The sequence below is a fragment of the Roseiarcus fermentans genome (assembly GCF_003315135.1).
Taxonomy (GTDB): Bacteria; Pseudomonadota; Alphaproteobacteria; order Rhizobiales; family Beijerinckiaceae; genus Roseiarcus; species Roseiarcus fermentans.
In genome coordinates, this window is sequence record NZ_QNRK01000061.1 from 1 (window position 1) to 18219 (window position 18219).

Annotated in this window: 15 protein-coding genes; 9 read left to right on the top strand and 6 right to left on the bottom strand. The window is 70.3% G+C overall.

Translation table 11 applies throughout. The features are described from left to right. The first annotated feature begins 223 nt into the window (after positions 1-223). Positions 224-406, top strand: coding sequence for a hypothetical protein (locus DFR50_RS31800; protein ID WP_147262983.1), 183 nt, complete (start codon positions 224-226; stop codon positions 404-406). Positions 407-490: 84 nt separating this feature from the next. On the opposite strand, the gene DFR50_RS30500 is transcribed toward DFR50_RS31800, so the two are convergent. Continuing rightward, on the bottom strand, positions 491-832 hold the full coding sequence (locus DFR50_RS30500) for a HesB/IscA family protein (RefSeq protein WP_113894021.1): 342 nt from the start codon (positions 830-832) through the stop codon (positions 491-493). Between the two features lie 101 nt (positions 833-933). Between DFR50_RS30500 and DFR50_RS30505 the strand changes: the two genes are divergently transcribed. From DFR50_RS30505 to mdeB, 6 genes are all read left to right on the top strand, one after another. Beyond that, complete coding sequence (locus DFR50_RS30505) at positions 934-2136, top strand: deoxyguanosinetriphosphate triphosphohydrolase (protein WP_113894023.1); 1203 nt, start codon at positions 934-936, stop codon at positions 2134-2136. 158 nt (positions 2137-2294) lie between these two features. Further along, positions 2295-4067, top strand: coding sequence for an arginine--tRNA ligase (gene argS / locus DFR50_RS30510; protein ID WP_113894025.1), 1773 nt, complete (start codon positions 2295-2297; stop codon positions 4065-4067). Positions 4068-4094: 27 nt separating this feature from the next. Next, positions 4095-5528, top strand: coding sequence for an SPOR domain-containing protein (locus DFR50_RS30515; RefSeq protein WP_113894027.1), 1434 nt, complete (start codon positions 4095-4097; stop codon positions 5526-5528). A 105-nt stretch (positions 5529-5633) separates the two neighbouring features. Continuing rightward, a complete protein-coding gene (gene nagZ, locus DFR50_RS30520) occupies positions 5634-6647 on the top strand; it encodes a beta-N-acetylhexosaminidase (protein WP_113894029.1) in 1014 nt (337 codons plus the stop codon). Positions 6648-7066: 419 nt separating this feature from the next. Then, positions 7067-7813: a methyltransferase domain-containing protein gene (locus DFR50_RS30525; RefSeq protein ID WP_170153454.1), complete on the top strand. Its 747-nt coding sequence runs from the start codon at positions 7067-7069 to the stop codon at positions 7811-7813. Between the two features lie 216 nt (positions 7814-8029). Then, positions 8030-10708 carry an alpha-ketoglutarate dehydrogenase gene (gene mdeB, locus DFR50_RS30530; protein WP_113894033.1) on the top strand — a complete coding sequence of 893 codons (2679 nt, stop codon included), beginning with the start codon at positions 8030-8032 and terminating at the stop codon, positions 10706-10708. Positions 10709-12360: 1652 nt separating this feature from the next. Here mdeB and DFR50_RS30535 read toward each other — a convergent pair. Beyond that, positions 12361-12741, bottom strand: coding sequence for a response regulator (locus DFR50_RS30535; protein WP_113894035.1), 381 nt, complete (start codon positions 12739-12741; stop codon positions 12361-12363). An 82-nt stretch (positions 12742-12823) separates the two neighbouring features. Between DFR50_RS30535 and DFR50_RS30540 the strand changes: the two genes are divergently transcribed. Further along, complete coding sequence (locus DFR50_RS30540) at positions 12824-13132, top strand: DUF3572 domain-containing protein (protein ID WP_113894037.1); 309 nt, start codon at positions 12824-12826, stop codon at positions 13130-13132. Beyond that, the gene (locus DFR50_RS30545; protein ID WP_113894039.1) at positions 13129-14412 is read left to right on the top strand and encodes a DNA polymerase IV; all 1284 of its coding nucleotides are present in this window, start codon (positions 13129-13131) and stop codon (positions 14410-14412) included. The genes DFR50_RS30540 and DFR50_RS30545 overlap by 4 nt, the downstream gene beginning before the upstream one ends. Positions 14413-14421: 9 nt before the next feature. Here DFR50_RS30545 and DFR50_RS30550 read toward each other — a convergent pair whose 3' ends face one another. The 4 genes from DFR50_RS30550 to lexA all read right to left on the bottom strand — a co-directional run bounded on the left by DFR50_RS30550 (position 14422) and on the right by lexA (position 17964). Next, the gene (locus tag DFR50_RS30550) at positions 14422-15252 is read right to left on the bottom strand and encodes a cell envelope integrity EipB family protein (RefSeq protein WP_170153455.1); all 831 of its coding nucleotides are present in this window, start codon (positions 15250-15252) and stop codon (positions 14422-14424) included. A 71-nt stretch (positions 15253-15323) separates the two neighbouring features. Further along, complete coding sequence (scpB, locus tag DFR50_RS30555; protein ID WP_113894043.1) at positions 15324-16034, bottom strand: SMC-Scp complex subunit ScpB; 711 nt, start codon at positions 16032-16034, stop codon at positions 15324-15326. A gap of 20 nt (positions 16035-16054) precedes the next feature. Further along, positions 16055-16876 (bottom strand): segregation and condensation protein A, encoded by an 822-nt coding sequence (locus DFR50_RS30560; protein WP_113894044.1) that lies wholly within the window; start codon positions 16874-16876, stop codon positions 16055-16057. 383 nt (positions 16877-17259) lie between these two features. Further along, positions 17260-17964: a transcriptional repressor LexA gene (lexA, locus tag DFR50_RS30565; protein ID WP_113894045.1), complete on the bottom strand. Its 705-nt coding sequence runs from the start codon at positions 17962-17964 to the stop codon at positions 17260-17262. Positions 17965-18219 lie beyond the last annotated feature (255 nt).

Here is an 18219-nt window from a genome sequence, read left to right on the forward strand (position 1 = left end):
CAGACGGCGCATCGGACGCGCTCGTCCATGACAAACTCCGCGCCGATGCGACCGTCAGAATGGCGAGGTAGGTGGCGCACTATGAGAAATGCGGGCTAACCAATCCGGCTGCGGATCGGAGCGCGGGGATGGCGGGGTCGGCCTCCGACAGCGGCGGCGGGGCACGCAAGCCGGCGGGGCGGGCGGCGACGGCGGCGGTCCGTACGGCGGCGGCGCCTCCTACGTGGACGAAGCCTTCAGCGCCGCAATCTTGCTGTCAGGCGCGCAATCCGGCGACGGCCAGGTTGTGATCACCAGCATGGCGACCAGCGCTCCGGAATTGTCCACCTGGGCGCTGATGGCGACGGGCTTCGCGTCCCTGGGTCTGGCCGGCCTGGGGCGCGGGCGCAGGGCCGCGGCGGCCTGACCCGGTCCGGCGCCCCGCGCGCCACCCGGCGCACGCGCTTCGTTTCTGCCGGGGCCGACCGCCCCGCCGACGAACCGAGCGGCGTCAGACCGAAAAGCTCACCCCGCAGCCGCAGGAGGCGACAGCGTTCGGGTTCTTGATCTTGAACGCCTGGCCCATCAGGTCGTCGACGAAATCGAGCTCCGAGCCCTTCAGGAGCTCGAGCGACACCGGGTCGATCACCACCGTCGCGCCGTCGCGGCTGGCGACGAAGTCGTCGTCGGCGCGCGCGCGGTCGACGTCGTAAGTGTACTGGAAGCCCGAGCAGCCGCCGCCCTTGACGGAAATGCGCAGCGCCGCGCCCTCCTCGCCCTTCAGGATCGCGTTCAGCCGTCTGGCCGCGCTGGCGCTGATGGTGACGGCGTCGGAGACGTCGGCTTCGCTCATCGGTTTGGTCCTCTCCCCGCAACCCGGTCAAGGCGGGCGCTTCAAGATATCGCTCGGGTAAGATATGCAGCTTTCCGGGAAGCGCAACGTCGGAGTGATCAATGGCGAGCGAAGTCGAGCGGACGACGCGCGCGCCTTACGCGGCCGACCCGTCGCGGGCGCGCCGCTTCGTCGCCGAGCCGCCGTCGCCGACCCGGACCGAGTTCCAGCGCGACCGCGACCGCATCGTGCATTCGACCGCTTTCCGCCGCCTCGCCCACAAGACGCAGGTGTTCGTTCACCACGAGGGCGACCACTTCCGCACCCGGCTCACCCACACGATCGAGGTGGCGCAGATCGCCCGGGCGCTCGCCCGCGCCCTGCGGCTCGACGATGACCTCGCGGAAGCGGTCGCGCTCGGCCACGACCTCGGCCACACGCCGTTCGGCCACACCGGCGAGGACGCGCTCGACGCCTGCATGCGTCCGTACGGCGGCTTCGATCACAACAGCCACGGCCTGCGCATCGTGACCGAACTGGAAAGCCGGTACGCGGAATTCGACGGCCTGAACCTGACCGACACGACGATCGCCGGCCTCGTCAAGCACAACGGCCCGCTCCTCGACGCCGCCGGCCGCCCGACCGCCCGCTATCGCGCCCGCGGCGTTCCGGCCGCGATCGCGGCCTTCGACCGCCGCCGGCCGCTCGACCTCGCCCGTCACGCCAGCCTCGAAGCGCAGGCGGCGGCGCTCGCCGACGACATCGCCTACGACGCCCACGACATCGACGACGGGCTCCGGGCCGGCCTGTTCACCCTCGACGAAATCCGCCGCGCCGTCCCGCTCGTCGCCGCAATCGTCGCCGCGGTGGAGGAGCGGTATCCTGATCTGGAGCCGGCCCGCCTCATCCACGAGCTGACCCGGCGGTTGATCACCCGCTTCATCGAGGACGCCATCGGCGAGAGTTTTCGGCGCATCGCCGGGGCCGGGGTCGCGAGCGCGGAGGCGGTCGTGAGCGCGGGCAGGACGCTCGTCGCGCTGTCGCCCGACATCGAGGCGGCGGACCGGGACGTCAAGACCTTCCTCTTCGCCCACATGTACCGCCACCCCCAGGTGCAGGCGGAGCGGGAAAAGGCGGACGCGATCGTCCGAAACCTGTTTTCCGCCTTCCTCGCCGATCCGTCGGCGATGCCGGCCGACTGGGCCGCGCGGGCCGGCGCTGGCGAGCCCGCGCGCGCGGTCGCCGACTACATCGCCGGCATGACCGACCGGTTCGCCATCCACGAGCACGCCCGTCTTTTTGACGGCCCGCCTCAGTTGCGCTAGAGCCGCGTGTTTTGCAGGACCGGGTCGGCGTGACCGGGCGGATTGCCGGGCGGCGTTGCGACGGGCGGTCGCCGACCGCGCGGCGGCGCTCATCGAACGCGGCTGCGAGGCGCGCCCCGCCCTGCAAATGAGGCGCGTACAATCCATCGGCGAGAAGCATGAACGTTTTTGCGGAATTCCAGGCGCGGGTGGCCGCGCTGATCGAGAAACGGATCGCGGCCGGCGACCTCCCCGAGGGGCTCGACCTGTCGCGTTTCGTGGTCGAGCCGCCGCGCGACGCGGCCCATGGCGATCTCTCGACCAACGCGGCGATGGTCTACGCCCGGGAGGCCAAGGCCGTCGGCTCGAACCCGCGGCGGCTTGCGGAAACAATCGCCGCCGACCTCGCCGGAGAGCCGGGGGTCGCCGGGGCCGAGGTCGCGGGGCCGGGCTTTATCAATGTCATCCTGAAACCAGAGGTTTACCAGGAGGTCCTGAAGGCCGTCCTGGTCGATGGCGAGCGCTTCGGCGCCGGCGCGCCGGGCGGAGAGACGGTCAACGTGGAATATGTCAGCGCCAACCCGACCGGGCCGATGCACGTCGGCCACGCGCGCGGCGCGGTGTTCGGCGACGCCCTCGCGAGCCTCCTCAGCTTCGCCGGACGGCAGGCGACGCGGGAATACTACATCAACGACGCCGGCGCGCAGGTGAACGTCCTCGCCCGCTCGGCTCATCTGCGCTACCGCGAGGCGCTCGGCGAGGCGATCGGCGCCATTCCGGAAGGCTTCTATCCCGGCGACTACCTGAAGCCGGTCGGCGAAGCGCTGAAGGCCGAGTTCGGCGCCGGCCTCAGCGACCAGCCGGAAGCCTATTGGCTGCCGCTGGTGCGCCAGCGCGCCATCGCCGCCATGATGGCGATGATTCGCGACGACCTCGCCGCGCTCGCCATCACCCACGAGGTGTTCGCTTCCGAGCGCGCGCTGACCGGCGTCGACGGCGGCCCGAACCGGGTCGAGGAGGCGATCGAGGCCCTGCGGGCCAAGGGGCTCGTCTACGAGGGCCGCCTGCCGCCGCCCAAGGGCGCGCCGGCCGAAGACTGGGAGGACCGCGAGCAGATCCTGTTCCGCTCCACCGCCTACGGCGACGACGTCGACCGGCCGCTGGTCAAGTCGGACGGAAGCTACACCTATTTCGCCAGCGACATCGCCTATCACAAGACCAAGATCGACCGCGGCTTTTTGACGCTGGTCGACGTCTGGGGGGCCGACCACGGCGGCTACGTCAAGAGGATGCAGGCGGCGGTCGCCGCGCTCTCCGGGAACGCCGCCAGGCTCGAGGTGCGCCTGTGCCAGCTCGTGCGCCTGATGCGCGCCGGCGAGCAGGTCAAGATGTCGAAGCGGTCCGGGGACTTCGTGACGCTTCGCGAAGTGGTGGACGAGGTCGGCCCGGACGCCGTGCGCTTCATCATGCTGATGCGCAAGAACGACGCGCCGCTCGACTTCGACCTCGCCAAGGTGATCGAGCAGAGTCAGGACAATCCGGTGTTCTACGTGCAGTACGCCCACGCCCGGGCGCATAGCGTGCTGAGGCAGGGCCTCGCCGCCTTCCCCGACCTCGATCTCGCGCCGTCCGCGCTCGCGGGCGGAAATTCCGCGCTTCTGACCGACGAGGGCGAGCGGGACCTCCTGCGCGCCCTGGCGCAGTATCCGCGGGCGGTCCTGCAGGCGGCCGAGGCGCACGAGCCGCACCGCATCGCCTTCTACGCCCACGACCTCGCCACCCGGTTCCACGCCCATTGGAATCGCGGCAAAGATTTCAAGGATTTGCGTTTCGTTAATGAAAAGGATCGAAACTTATCCTACGCGAGATTGGGTCTGGTGGCGGCGGTCGGCCTCGTTTTGGCCTCCGCCCTGTCAATCTTGGGGGTTAGCGCCCCCGAAGAGATGCGCTAGCAACAGTCAGCGGTTGACGAGGACGACATGAGCGTTTCCGGATCACGATCGGCCGTCGACATCGATCTTGACGACCTCGAGCGGCGGCTGCGCGCCGCGGGCGCTCCGTCCGGCGTGGTCGAGGACCCTCTCGCCGAGCTTGCCCGGCTCGTGGAGGCGTCGCGGCCGAAGGCCGCCGAAGCCCCGCGGCCGGTCGCCGCGCCCGCGCCGCCTGCCGCCGCTCCCCTGCGGCCGGTCGCCGCGGCCGCGCCGCCGGTTCCCGCGGCGACGGCGCCGCCGGCGCTCCGGGCCGGCGAACTGCGGCCGGCGTTCGACGCCGGGGCGGATCGGGCCGCCGAGCCGGTCGAGACGGACCGCGAGGCGGAGGCGGTCGACGGGCAGGAGGAACCGCCGTTCGATCCCTATCCCGTGCAGCCGCCGGCGCCGTCGGAAGCGCTGCGGGCGCGGCCCCGTTCGAGCCGTTGGCTGTGGACGGTCTCGGGACTCGCGCTCGCCGGGGTCGCCATGATCGGCGCGGTGTTCGTGCTGAAGGGCGGCGTTCCGGGCATGCCGAAGGCGCCGCCCTATATCGCCGCCGCGGTCGGCCCGACCAAGGTGCAGCCGCCGAGCGACGCGACGGTGTCATCGGCGAGCGACGCCGGCGCGAACCTGCTCAAGGACACGACGCAGTCGAGCAAGGTCAACGTCGTCAGCAACGAGGAGCAGCCGGTCGACCTGAACGCCCAGACCGCGCCGGCGACCACAGCGTCGACGGGGACCGGCGGCGGGACCGCCGTGCGCGGCACGGTCGACACGCCGGTCGTGATCGCGCCGCCGCCAGCCGCGCCCGCCGGCGGCTTCCCGGAGCCGAAGCCGGTGCGCACGATCTCGCTGCGTCCGGACGGAACGCCGATCCCGGCGCTCGCCGGGGACGGCGCGCCCGGCCTGGAGGCGCCGAAGCCGCAGGCCAAGCCCGCCGCCAAGGCGCCGTCAGATGCGGCGAACGCGCAGGCCTCGACGCCGAAGCTCGACCTGCCGACCAAACTCTCGCCCAAATCCTCGGCGCGGGTCGTCGTCGCCAAGACCGACACCACCGCGCCGGGCGGGGCGGCCGATATGGCCGGCGAACCGGCGGCGAAGCCGGAAAAGGCGGCGAAGGCGAAGCCCCAGGACGCAGCCGTCGCGACCGCGCCCGAGCCCGCGGCGCCGGCCGCGGGGGAGCCGGCCGCCGCCTCGTCGGGCGGCTGGGCGGTCCAGCTCGCCGCGCCCCGCTCCGAGGCGGAAGCCAAGACCGTCGTCTCGAAGCTCGGCTCGAAATACGCCTCCGCCCTCGGCGGGTCGGCGCTCGGCGTCCACAAGGGGACGACCAGCAACGGCGACACGGTTTACCGGGTGCGCGTGACCAGTCTCTCCAAGGCGGACGCCGCCTCCCTCTGCGCCCGGGTCAAGGGCGATGGCGGCGACTGTTTCGTGACCAGGTGAGCCCTCGGCCCTTCGGCGCCCGAGAGGCCGCCGGGCCGGGGTGGCGGGCGGGAGCCGGCCGGGCCGGCGCCGAGACCGCCCGGCCGAAGCCGTGAAGGAGTTGCCATGCCGAAGGCCTTCATAGCGGGCTGCGCCGGCCTCGCTCTCGACGCGGACGAGCGCGCCTTCCTGCGCGACGCCGACCCGTGGGGCCTGATCCTGTTCAAGCGCAACGTCGCGGACCGCGGCCAGCTTCGGGCGCTGACCGCAGCCTTCCGCGAATGCGTCGGGCGCGGCGACGCGCCGGTCCTGATCGACCAGGAGGGCGGGCGGGTGCAGCGGATGGGGCCGCCGGAATGGGGCGCCTTTCCGGCCGCCGGGCGGGTCGGGGCCGGATTCGCCCCCGACCTCGCCGACGCCTCGGCGCGGCTGATCGGCCGCCTGATCGCGCACGATCTGAGCGAGGTCGGGATCACCGTCGATTGCGCGCCGGTGCTCGACGTCGCCGAGGCCGGAACCCACGCCGTGATCGGCGCGCGCGCATGGGGCCACGATCCCGTCCGCGTCGCGGCGCTCGGCCGGGCGTTCGCCGAGGGGCTGCTCGCCGGCGGCGTCGCGCCGGTCATCAAGCACATTCCCGGTCACGGTCGGGCGCGGGCGGACAGCCACCGCGAACTGCCCGTGGTCGAGGCGTCGCGCGCCGAGCTCGCGCGCGATTTCGCGCCGTTCGAGGCGCTCGCCGACCTGCCGATGGCGATGACCGCGCACGTCGTCTACCGGGCGATCGACCCCGACCGTCCGGCGACCGCCTCGCGCATCGTGGTCGAGCAGGTGATGCGCGGTGAGATCGGTTTCGGCGGCCTGATCATGAGCGACGATCTGTCGATGAACGCGCTGACCGGCGGCTTCGAGGCGCGGGCGCGCGCGGTCTTCGAGGCCGGCCTCGACCTGGCGCTCCATTGCAACGGCGACCTCGCGGAAGGCCGCGCGGTGGCGTCCGCGGCGCCCGCGCTCGCAGGAAAGAGTCTCGCCCGCGCCGCCGCGGCGCTCGCGACCATCCGCGCGCCCGAGCCGTTCGACCTCGAGCGCGCCCGCGCCGACCTCGCGGCCATCAACGACCGCCTCGGCAGCCTCGCCTGAGAGGCGGGTCCGCGGGGATCGGGACGATCCGGCGCTCTGCGCGGGGGAACCCTCGAGATCGCCGACTCGCGGCGCGCCGGAGAGGGAATCGGCTTCGCCCTCCGTAACCGGGGCCGATGTTCGCGCGCCGGCGCGCTTCCAGCCGCGCTCGGCCGACCACGGGCAGCGCAGTCAGCGACCGCTCTGCATCGCCGCCCCGAAATCGATCCCGGCGCCGTCTTCCCCTACGCCTGTCCGCGCCATCCCGCTTGCCGCGACCGCGAGGCGGAGCGCGAATGTGAACCGTCCTCTCCGCGACAGATCGGTGACTATCCCGGAAGTCGATAGACTTCTACCAAGGCATAATCGCGTCCGTCGAGCGAAAATGAGAAAAAAATGGTAGAATGTTTTATTATATATTTGTCACGGAGAAGCATAATATGAAATTTTTAAGAACAAGATGGCTGGCTCTGGGTCTCGAGACCTACGGCGGCCTGGTCAAGCACGGGGCGCCGGGGACCCATGAACGCTTGGTTGAACTGGTTCTGTCTCAGGGAGGCCCGAAAGCCGGCGTGCTCGATCTCGGCGCGGGATCGGGCGAGCTTCTCCAGCGGCTGGGTGACGCCGGTTACACGGATCTGAACGCAGCCGACCTTTTCGACGGCAATTTCAAGCTTTCGGACGTGCCATTCACCCGGGTCGATCTCAACCGGAAATTCTCCGAAAAGTTCAGGCGCAAATTCACTCTGGTCATCATGAGTTCGGTCATCGAGCATCTCGATTCGCCCCGGCATGCGCTCAAGGAGGTTCGGGCGCTGCTCGACGACGGCGGACTGCTGACGCTGAGCAAGCCGAACGTCGGGTTCTGGGAGGGCCGCCTCAAGTTCTTGCTGACGGGGGACCTCTGGTCTTTCGGCGAGTCCGAATACCGCGGCGTTCGCCACATCTCGCCGCTGACCAGCACGCAGATGCGGCTCATGCTGCATGAGATCGGCTTCGAGGTCGTCGCGTTCACGACCGCGGGCAGCTATGCGACGCGTTTGCGCAAGGCTCTGTTCTTTCCGCTCTGGGCGCCGATGGCCGCCCTGTTCGGGCGGCATGTTCTCGGAGAAAATCTGTTGGTCCTCGCCAGGAAGGCGCCGCCGGACGCGCTTCTGTCTTCCGCAGAAACCTCCTGGGCGCACTGAACGGCCGACCCGAACCGGGCCGGCTGCGCTCCTGTAGCCGCGCTCGCTGAGCGCGGTGCGCGCTCAGCCGCCGCGTCTGCAGCCGTCCCACAATCCATGGGCCGCGCGCGCCTGCGTCGTCTGCGCGCTTGTCCTCGTCCGCGCCGGCACGGTACTGGTTCGCATAACAACAATGTCGGCAGGACATTCGGCGTTCTTTTCAGCATGGGAGGCGAGATGCCGGACGCGTTGAAAGCCCCTCGGGGTCCCGCGAGCCTCGATTCCGACCCGATCGAAACCGAGGAATGGCTGTCGTCGCTCGATTCGCTGGTGGCCTATTCCGGCCCGAAGCGAGCGCGCGAGATCCTCGAGGCGCTCGAGCGCCGCGCCAAGGAGCTCGACGTTCTCACTGAAGCCGCCCCCTATTCCAACTACCGCAACACGATTCCGCTCGACGACCAGCCGGCCTATCCCGGCGACCTCGAGATGGAGACCCGGCTCACCGCGATCATCCGCTGGAACGCGCTCGCGATGGTGGCGCGCGCCAACAAGGCCTATGGCGAGCTCGGCGGCCATATCGCGAGCTACGCGTCGGCCGCGGAAATCTTCGAGACCGGCTTCAATCACTTCTTCCGGGCGTCGGCCGACGGATACGGCGACGACCTCGTGTTCTTCCAGCCGCATTCCGCGCCCGGCGTCTACGCCCGCGCCTTTCTCGAGGGGCGGCTCACCGAAGCCGAACTCAGACGCTACCGCCAGGAGATCGGCGGCGGGGGCTTGTGTTCCTATCCGCATCCCTGGCTGATGCCCGCGTTCTGGCAGGTCCCGACCGGCTCGATGGGCATCGGCCCGATCAGCGCCGTCTACCAGGCCCGCTTCATGCGGTATCTGAGGGACCGCGGTCTCGTCGACACGAGCCGGCGGCACGTCTGGGGCGTGTTCGGCGACGGCGAGATGGACGAGCCGGAAAGCCTCGCCGGCCTCTCCCTCGCGGCGCGCGAGAAGCTCGACAACCTCACCTTCGTCGTCAACTGCAATCTGCAGCGGCTCGACGGGCCGGTGCGCGGCAACGGGCAGATCATTCCGGAACTCGAGCGCCTGTTCCGCGGCGCCGGGTGGAACGTCGTCAAGGTCCTGTGGGGCTCCGACTGGGACGCCCTGTTCGCGCGTGACCGTAACCACGCCCTGCTCAAGCGCTTCGCCGCCACCGTCGACGGCAAGTACCAGACGCTCGGGGCGAAGGACGGGGTCTACAACCTCGCACATTTCTTCAACGAGGACCCGGAACTGCGCGCGCTGACGCGGCACATGACGCCGTCGGAGATCGATTCGCTGCACCGCGGCGGCCACGATTTCCGCAAGCTGTACGCAGCCTTCGCCGCCGCGCGGGCGACCGAGGGGCGCCCGACCGTCATCCTCGCCAAGACCAAGAAGGGCTTCGGCCTGGGCGGCGCCGGCGAATCGCGCATGATCGCCCATCAGGCCAAGAAGCTCGACGTCGAGGCCTTGCGCGCGTTTCGCGACCGGTTCGCGCTGCCGCTGTCGAACGAGGCTGTCGACAATCTGGAGTTCTATCGCCCGGCCGAGGACAGCGCGGAGCTGCGCTACCTGCGGGCGCGTCGCGAAGCGCTCGGCGGCGCGCTGCCCAAGCGTCGGGCCGGCTCGGCCGCCCTGCCGGTTCCCGACCTCGAATCCTATGCCGGCTTCGCGCTCGAAGCCGACGGTCGGGCGATGTCGACCACCATGGCGCTCGTGCGCCTGCTCGGGGGCCTTCTCAAGGACAGGACGCTCGGCCCCCGAGTCGTGCCGATCGTCGCGGACGAGGCGCGCACCTTCGGCATGGCGGCGCTGTTCCGCCAGATCGGCATCTATGCGCCGACGGGACAGCTGTACGAGCCGGAGGATTCCGGCTCGATGCTCGCCTATCGCGAGGCGCGCGACGGGCAGCTTCTGGAGGAGGGCATCAACGAAGCCGGCGCGCTGGCGTCCTGGACCGCGGCGGCGACCGCCTACAGCGTGCACGGCCTGCCGATGCTGCCGGTCTACATCTACTACTCGATGTTCGGCTTCCAGCGCGTCGGCGACCTGATCTGGGCGGCCGCCGACCAGCGGGCGCGCGGCTTCCTGATCGGCGCCACCGCCGGCCGCACGACGCTGGCGGGCGAGGGCCTGCAGCATCAGGACGGGGCGAGTCTCGTGATGGCCGCGACCGTGCCCACCTGTCGCGCCTACGATCCGGCCTTCGCCTACGAGGTCGCCGCGATCGTCGACCACGGCGCGCGGCGGATGCTGGAAGAGGGCGCGGACGAATTCTACTATCTCACCTGCGGTAACGAGAGCGCCCCGCAGCCGTCGATGCCGGAGGGCGCGCGCGAAGGCGTCGTGCGCGGCCTCCACCGCGTCGCGGGGCCGGCTTCGGGCGCGGCCGCGGTGCGGTTGCTCGGGTCGGGCGCGATCCTGAACGAAGTCCTCGGCGCGGCGGAGCTGCTCCGGGCGGACTGGGGAGTCGCGGCGGAGGTCTTCTCCGCCACCAGCTTCTCGGAGCTGGCGCGCGAGGCGCGCGAAGTCGAGCGCCTGAACCGCCTGCACCCCGGCGAGCCGCCGCGCACGAGCTGGCTGGAAGAGCGGTTGCCGGGCGCCGCGCCGGTGATCGCCGCCACCGACTACGTGCGCGCCTGGCCGCAGCTCGTCGCGAGCTACCTCCGCGCGCCGTTCGTCGCGCTCGGGACCGACGGCTTCGGGCGCAGCGACACGCGTCAGGCGTTGCGCCGCTTCTTCGAAGTCGACCGCCGTTCGATCGCCGCAACCGCGCTCTGGGCGCTCGCGCGCGCGGGCACGGTCGACATCCGGATCGCCACTGAGGCGGTCGCGCGCTACGACGTCGCCCCCGACGCCGTCCCGCCCTGGCGAGCCTGACGGGAGGGGCGGCGTCCCGCGCTCGGGGCGCGGGCAATCGTTTCCCTTGTCATCCGCGGCGCCGCGCCGACCTGGTCGCCTGCGCCAGCGGGCCGGCCGTGAGCGTGATCCACGCCGGCGCCCGACTTGAAGGCGGAAAGACGCCGCGCGATCGCAGCATATTCTTATCAAAGGAAAGAAGATGTGCTAGGATTTCGATTATCAGGAATTCGGCGGCGCGAGCGAGGCGAGCGGACGCGGGTTGATCTCGGATGCGGGACAGCGGGACGATAGCGCCTTGCGGCGTCATCGCGAGGAGCGAAGCGACGTGGCGATCCAGAGGGTCAGGCCGATGCTTGCCGTCTGCCGGACGGCGGCGCTCTCGCGTCGCCCTTCGGGCTCGGCTCGGACACGGCGACGCCGCGAGCCTCGCGCCTTCTCGTGGCGGAGCCCCGTCATTGCGGGCCGAACCCCCGGGGTCGGAGAGAGGGAAGCCATCCATGCCGCGGGACGCGAAACTGCAGCGTGTGGTTGCTTCGTTTTGCGCTTCTCGCAACGACGCAGGACGCGAGCCGCGGCGTGGGTTGCTTCGTCGCTGCGCTCCTCGCAATGACGGGGTCGGCAGTGACCGTCGCCCGAAGATTCGGCTGGAACCGCTTGATAACGCTCGAAACCGGCCCGGAATTGGCGACCCCGTCACGGGCTTCGCGCCTTGTTCGAGGCTTCGCGCAGCGCCGTCATTGCGAGCCGACCCCCGGGGTCGACAAGCCCCGGGTGGGAAGCAATCCATGCCGCAGGACACGAGCCGCGCCGTGAGTTGCTTCGTCGCTACGCTCCTCGCAATGACGGGGTCGGCAGTGACCGTCGCGCGGAAATTCGGCTGGAACCGCTTGATAACGCTCGAAACCGGCCCGGAATTGGCGGCCCCGTCACAGGCTTCGCGCCTTGTTCGAGGCTTCGCGCAGCGCCGTCATTGCCAGCCGACCCCCGGGTCGACGAGCCCCGGTGGGAAGCAATCCATGCCGCAGGACACGAGCCGCGCCCGTGGGTTGCTTCGTCGCTGCGCTCCTCGCAATGACGGAATCGGCAGTGACCGTCGCCCGGAAATTCGGCTGGAACCGCTTGATAACGCTCGAAACCGGCCCGGAATTGGCGGCCCCGTCACAGGCTTCGCCTTTGTTCGAGGCTTCGCGCAGCGCCGTCATTGCGAGCCGACCCGCGGGCCGACGAGCCCCGGGTGGGAAGCAATCCATGCGGCAGGACAGGAGCCGCGCCGTGTGTTGCTTCGTCGCTGCGCTCCTCGCAATGACGGAATCGGCAGCGACCGTCGCCCGGAACACCCAAGCCATGGCGCAGCTTGGGAATGACGGGCGGTCGTCAACGGCGAGGCGGGGGCGATGACGCTTCCCGCCGTCCTCGCGAGGCGCCCGAAGGGCGACGCGGCGATCCAGGGGCCGCCTGCGCCGACGTTGCAGCGCGGCGACGCCGGGCATACGGCGGACCTTGGCCGCGCCCCCCTGGATCGCCACGTCCCCCCGGATCCAAGTCCGGATCCAAGTCCGGGGGTCGCTCCTCGCGATGACGGCGGCTCGGGTGTTGCCGTCGCCCGGAAATTCGGCTGGAACCCCTTGATAACGCTCGAAACCGGCCCGGAGGCGCCGCCGCCGCAAGCCTCACGCCTTCCCCGGCGCGCCGAGAAAATGGTCGATCGTCTCGAAGAACTTCGCCACCGAGATCGGCTTCGACAGGTAGGCCTCGCAGCCGCCGCGCAGAATCTTCTCCTCGTCGCCCTTCATGGCGAAGGCGGTGATCGCAATGATCGGGATGTGCTTGAGCTCGTCGTCGTCCTTGAGCCATTGCGTGACCTCGAGGCCCGACACTTCCGGCAACTGGATGTCCATCAGAATCAGGTCGGGCCGGTGGCGCCGCGCGATATCCACAGCTTCGACGCCGCTGCGGGTCTGCACGATCCTGTGCCCCCGCGTCTCGACGAGATCGTTGAAGAGCTTCATGTTGAGCTCGTTGTCTTCGACGATGAGCACGGTCTTCGTCATGGGGTTTGCTTCCGGGGAGACTCGGGCGGCGGATCGTGTTTCGATATTATCGCAGAGATATTGCCAAAGGGAGAATCGGGACATGCGCATGGCGCCGAAAGACCGGTCATCCACAGCCGCCGAAGCAGGCGAGGCGCTGGCGGTGGAGGGGCTCGGCTTTCTCGCCGCCGACGAGACGCGGCTCGAACGGTTCCTCGCCGTCACCGGCCTCGGCCCGCACAACCTGCGGCGGGCGGCGGCCGACCCGGGGTTCCTCGTTTCCGTGCTCGACTACCTCGCGAGCGACGAGCGGCTGCTCGTGGCTTTCGCGGAAACGTCCGGCCGCCGTCCCGAGGCGGTGATGCGAACGTTGGAGCGGCTGCGTGGTCCGTCGCCGCCGGCCTCGACATGAGCGGCGCGCGACCGCTCCTCTGCCGCGACTGCCTCGCGCGCCGACCGCGCGCGGTGGGGCGCTGCCCGGACTGCGGCTCGCCGAGGGCCGTCGACCTCGAGGCCGCGGCCGGACTCGCCGTCGCCCACGTCGACTGCGACGCCTTTTACGCCTCGGTCGAAAAGCGCGACGATCCGTCGCTGCGCGACCGGCCGCTGATCGTCGGCGGCCGGGGGCCGCGCGGCGTGGTCTCGACCTGCTGCTATCTGGCGCGGACCGACGGCGTCCGATCGGCGATGCCGATGGCGCGGGCGCGCGCCCTCTGTCCCGAGGCGGTCGTGATCCCGCCGGACATGGCGAAATACGCCCGAGTCGCCCGGGAGATCCGGGCGCTCATGCAGGCGTTGACGCCGCTCGTCGAGCCGCTGTCGATCGACGAAGCCTTTCTCGACCTCGCCGGCTGCGAGGGCGCCAACGGGGCGGGGGCGGCCGAGACGCTCGCGCGCTTCGCCGCTCGGGTCGAACGCGAGATCGGCGTCACCGTCTCGGTCGGCCTCAGCGACTGCAAGTTCCTGGCGAAGATGGCTTCCGATCTCGACAAGCCACGCGGCTTCGCCGTCATCGGGCGCGAGGGAGCGAAAGCCTGGCTCGCCCCGCAGGGCGTCGGGCGGCTGTGGGGGGTCGGCAAGGCCGGCCAGCAGAGGCTCGAGCGGCTCGGGTTCCGGCTGATCGGCGACCTCCAGCGGGTGGACGAGTGGGACGCGGCGGCGCGGCTTGGCGACGAGGGCCGGCGATTGTGGCGGCTCGCGAACGGGATCGACGACCGGCGGGTGAGCGCGACCCGGGAAACCAAAAGCATTTCCAGCGAGACCACCTTCGACGTCGACGTCGGCGACCGGGAGGAACTGACGCGGGTTCTCCTCCGCCATTGCGACCGGGTGGCGGCGCGTCTCGGGAAGGCCGGCCTCTCCGCCGGCGGCGTCACGCTCAAGCTCCGTCTCGGGGACTTCAGCCTGCGCACCCGCAGCCGGACCGGACTGCGACCGACCCAGCTTGCGCCAAGGCTGTTCGCCGCGGCCCGGACGCTGCTCGACGCGCAGCCCGAAGGCGTCGCCTATCGGCTGATCGGGGTGGCTGCGACCGATCTCGTCCCGGCGGGAACCGCGGACGACGCCGATCTCATCGACGGCGACGGGCGCCGAGAGAAGTCGCGCGAGGCGGCGATCGCGGCCTTGCGGGAAAAGTTCGGGGCCGCGGCGGTCGAGCGCGGGCTCGCCTTCACCGGCCGGCCGAGGCGCTGACCGGCGCCGTCATTTCGCGCAAGCGGTCACCGGCAAGATTTCCAGCGTCTTCAGGCGGGCGCGCAGGGCGAAGCTGCCGTAGTCGAGCTTGAGCGAGCCCGACACGCCGTTCTCGTAAAGGTCGTAAGACAGCGTGTATTCCGGCGCGGAATCCTTCGATTCCTCGTTGAAATACGACACCACGACCGGCCAGCGGCGCACGCTCTCGAGCGCTGCGGCGCTGGACGCGTCCTCGCTGGGCTTTCTGGCCTCCTTGCCGATCACCGCCATCGTCGCGTAGATCTTGGCTCCCGTGTCCGAGCCGTCGTAGACCCGCGCCTGCGCCACCCCGCCGCCATCCCTGGCCGCCTGGATCAGGCGCTCGACGTGCTGCGTCGGAAACAGCACGTCGCGGCCGAAGTCGATGGTTTTTTCCGCCGGCTCCGTCAGCTCGACCTTGAGGTCGTCGTCGGCGCCGCGCGTCGCGGTTCCGGCCACCGGCGGCGCGTCGCGAACGCCGGTCGTGTCGATCTTGAACCGCATCGAGGCGCCGTCGCCAGCCTCGAACGAGGTGGCGCTGACGTCCATCGTGACCGGGACGCCTTCGCTGCGCTCCATCTCCGTCCGCTGCCGGAAGCTGGAGGTGTAGCCGTCGCAGGCCGATCCGCGAAATTCGTAGGCGATCATCCCGCTCGCGGCGACCGGCGCCTGCGTCGAGCCGAGCGACGGCGAGTCCGGGTCGATGAGGGAAATGTCGTAGGCCGCGCGATGGGAGGCGAGCGGGGCGGCCGCCGCGGCGGCGCTGGCGGCCGCGAGGGCGGCGAGGCAGGCGGCGGCGGACAGCAGTCTTTTCGAAACCATGACGTCTCCCGGGGGCGGTAGGCGGGGCAGAGTTTTCCTCGTTTCCGGCGGATTCGTGACGCGGACGGCGGTCACGACGGCTCGTCGGGCGCGACCTCGCCCCATACCTCCGCGAGCGTTCCGGCGTCCTCGAGCGGATCCTCGTCCGCCCGGAGCGCGGGTTCGTCGCTCGGCAGTGGAACGCCGTAGCCCGCCGGCAGCTTGCCGTCGAACAGCCCCGCCGCCTGCAGTTCGTCGAGGCCGGGCAGGTCGCCGATCGCGTCGAGGCCGAACTGGATCAGAAACTCGGTCGTCGTTCCATAGGTGATCGGCCGGCCGGGCGCCTTGCGCCGTCCGCGCATGCGCACCCAGCCCGCCTCCATCAGCACGTCGAGGGCGCCCTTGGAGACGGCGACGCCGCGGATCTCCTCGATGTCGGCGCGCGTCACCGGCTGGTGGTAAGCGACGATCGCCAGGGTCTCGATGGCGGCGCGGGAGAGCTTGCGCTTGTCCTCGTCCTCGCGGGCGAGCAGCCAGGACAAATCCGCCGCCGTGCGAAAGGTCCAGCGGCGCGCCACCCGGATCAGATTCACGCCGCGGTCGGCGTAGGTTCGCCGTAGTCCGTCCATGATCGCCCCGACGTCGGCGCCGGCGGAGAGCCGCGCGGCGATGGCGGATTCCTCCAGCGGCTCGGCCGAGGCGAACACCATCGCTTCCGCGATGCGCACGTCCTCGGGCGTCGCGCGCGGGGCGATCACGTCGAACAACGACGCGACGTTGCTTGCGGCTCTCGTCCGGGCCATGGGCTCGACCCTCTCCTTGTCTACGGGCTGGCGGTGATGGAAGCGGCGCCCTCCGCGACAGCCGGGGAGGCCGCACGTATCCAGATCGGCGCGAACGTCGTCTCCTGCCGGATCTCGATCTTCCCCTCGCGCACGAGTTCGAGCGAGGCCGAGAAGGAGGAGGCGCGGGCGCTGCGCCGCATCGCGGGATCGACGCAGGCCGCGAGCAGCCAGTCGTCGAAGGCCGTCCAGTCGAGGCTCAGGCCGACGAGACGCGCCAGCGCCTCGCGGGCTTCGGCGAGCGACCAGACTTCCCGCGCCTTGAAGCGGACCCGGGCGCGGGCGTGCTTCTGCGCCTGCCGGGCGTAGGCCGCGAGCAGATCGTAGAGGTTCGTCTCCCAGTGCGAACGCCGCGCGACCTCGATCGCCTCGGGCTCGCCGCGTCCGAAGACGTCGCGCCCGAGGCGGGCGCGGCCGAGCAGCAGCCCGGCGGCCTTGCGGATCGCCTCGAGCTTGCGCAGCCGGCGGGAGAGGGCCTCGGCGAGTTCGGACGCGTCCGGCTCGGCCGCCTGGGGCGGAGCAGGCAGCAGAAGGCGGGACTTCAGGTAGGCCAGCCACGCCGCCATGACGAGATAGTCCGCCGCCAGTTCGAGCCGCTGCTTGAGGGCGGCCTCGACAAACAGCAGGTATTGCTCGGCGAGCGCGAGGACCGAGATGCGCGAGAGGTCGACCTTTTGGCGACGGGCGAGCTCGAGCAAGAGGTCGAGCGGACCCTCGAACCCGTCGAGGTCGACCGTGAAAGTGGGCTCGTCGCTCGCCCGCCCGGATCCGAACTCGCCGTCGAACGCCGCCTCTGCGGGCACGAATCACCTCCTCGTGACAGAGGTCCTGTCTGGCGCAGGCGCGGGAGGGCGGCAAGGGCGGCGCCGCCGACGTCAACAGGGGAAGCGTTTTCGGCTGCACGTCCTCTGATCGATCGAGTCGTCGGCGTCGCCGAAGCCTGATCGCGGCCGAACGGCGCGCCGTCCGCCAACGCTCTCAGTTTAGCAAAGGCGATCAGCGCCCATTATCCTCGTTCGCCGAAACCAAAGCGGATAATCTTGCCACGGCGGCGGCGCGGCGTAGGATCGAGACAGTCGAACGGCCTCCGATCGACCGAACGCTCCGCCGGGGATCCCGGATTCCGCCGCACCACCCGGGTCTCCGCGGAGCGCGCGATCGAAGCGGATCGAGGCCGGCCAGCGCCTCAGTAGCGCCGGAACAAGCTCACCATCTTGCCCTGAACCCGAACCCGGTCGGGTCCGAAGATCCGCGTCTCGTAGGCCGGGTTAGCGGCTTCGAGGGCGATCGAGGCGCCGCGCTTGCGCAGGCGCTTCAGGGTCGCTTCCTCGTCGTCGATCAACGCCACCACGATGTCGCCGGTCTCCGCCGAGTCCTGCTTGCGGACGATCACCATGTCGTTTTCGAAGATGCCGGCCTCGATCATCGAATCGCCGCGCACCTCGAGCGCGTAGTGGTCGCCGGAGCCGAGAAAGTCCGGCGGCATGGCGATCGTGTCCATGCGGGTCTGGATCGCAGAAATCGGCGTGCCGGCGGCGATGCGTCCCATGAGCGGCACCATGACAGGGGCGCGCGCTTCCGGAGGACCGGCCGGCGACGGCGCTCGGTGGCGCCCGAGATCGCCGTTGATCACGCTCGGCGAGAACTTCTGAGGCCGGGGCGCCGCGACCGTCGCCGATTCAGGCAGGCGCAACACTTCGATCGCCCGGGCGCGGTTGGCGAGCCTGCGGATGAAGCCGCGCTCCTCCAGCGCCATGATCAGACGGTGGATGCCCGACTTCGACCGAAGATCCAGCGCGTCCTTCATCTCGTCGAAGGAGGGCGGGACGCCGTCCTCCTGAAGGCGCTCGTGGATGAAGCGCAACAATTCGCTTTGCTTCCTGGTCAGCATGGATGAACTCCGGGCGGGCGCGACACAATGTCGGGTCGAACCCCGACAGAATCACCGCGACGTAAACAAATCACGAACAGACGCTAGTCGTTCATGCTGTGTTCCGCAAGCGGATTCTGGCCTCCGACCAGGGCGATCGCATTTCAAAACAGGGTGAGGAGAGCCTTTCTCGCCGTCTTTCTGCATGACGTTCAGGACCATGTGGCGGAGAACGGCGAGATTTTCGGGACCGTTGCCCAGACGGCTGCGGTCCTG